This is a genomic window from Rhodococcus sp. R1101 (assembly GCF_000278445.1).
Classification (GTDB): domain Bacteria; phylum Actinomycetota; class Actinomycetes; order Mycobacteriales; family Mycobacteriaceae; genus Rhodococcus; species Rhodococcus gordoniae.
The window spans coordinates 1-894 of sequence record NZ_AJVB01000830.1 but is presented as its reverse complement, the minus strand read 5'-3'; the positions used below and the strand labels follow the sequence as shown (position 1 = coordinate 894).

Sequence of the window (894 nt, the reverse complement as noted above, 5' to 3'; positions counted from 1 at the left end):
CGGGAGCACCCGGGTGTAGCCTCGCCGAGGGTGACACCCGAGCGCTGGCTCGCCGGCTCGTCGCCGGAAACACAATCGATTCCCGAATTCATGTCGTCGGCTGCGAACGCGCCTGCGGCGCGCCGCACTCGCCTCATCGCCTTGCCTTCGCCAGGAGCACACCGTGACTCTTCCACCGCCGCACCCTGCCCACGCGTCCGCGCCGCCTCGCCGGTACGACTACATCACCGACGGTGCCGAGATCTACGTCCGGTCGTTCGCGACGATCCGCGCCGAATCGGATCTGACCGCGATCCCCGCGACGGCGGAGAAGGTCGCGGTCCGGATGATCCACGCGAGCGGACAGACCGATCTGGCACGGGATCTCGTGATCCATCCCGATCTTGTTCCGGCCGCACGCGCTGCGCTGAACGCGGGCGCTCCGATCCTCACCGACGCGAACATGGTGGCGTCGGGAGTCACCCGCACACGACTGCCCGCCGGCAACGACGTGGTGTGTCTGCTCGCCGATCCGCGTGTCCCCGAACTCGCCGAGCGCTGGGGCACGACCCGCTCCGCTGCGGCGGTGTCCCTGTGGGCCGACCGCCTCGAGGGTGCAGTCGTCGCGATCGGTAATGCCCCGACGGCCTTGTTCCATCTCCTCGAGATGCTCGACGCCGGCGCCCCCCGGCCGGCCGCGATCGTCGGGGTGCCCGTCGGGTTCATCGGCGCCGCCGAATCCAAGGAAGCGCTGCTCGACCATCGGCTGCAGATACCCCATCTGGTGGTGCGGGGCCGCCGCGGCGGGTCGGCGATGGCGTCGTCCGCGATCAATGCACTCGCGCAGGAGAAGGAATGAACGACACGGTGTCCGGCAGGTTCTACGGAGTGGGCCTCGGCCCCGGCGATCCCGAA

At 69.8% G+C, this 894-nt stretch carries 1 protein-coding gene; it reads left to right on the top strand.

Going from position 1 to position 894, the window contains the following annotated elements; genetic code table 11:
• The first annotated feature begins 163 nt into the window (after positions 1-163).
• Positions 164-838, top strand: coding sequence for a precorrin-8X methylmutase (locus R1101_RS0124545; protein WP_016935773.1), 675 nt, complete (start codon positions 164-166; stop codon positions 836-838).
• Positions 839-894: the final 56 nt, after the last annotated feature.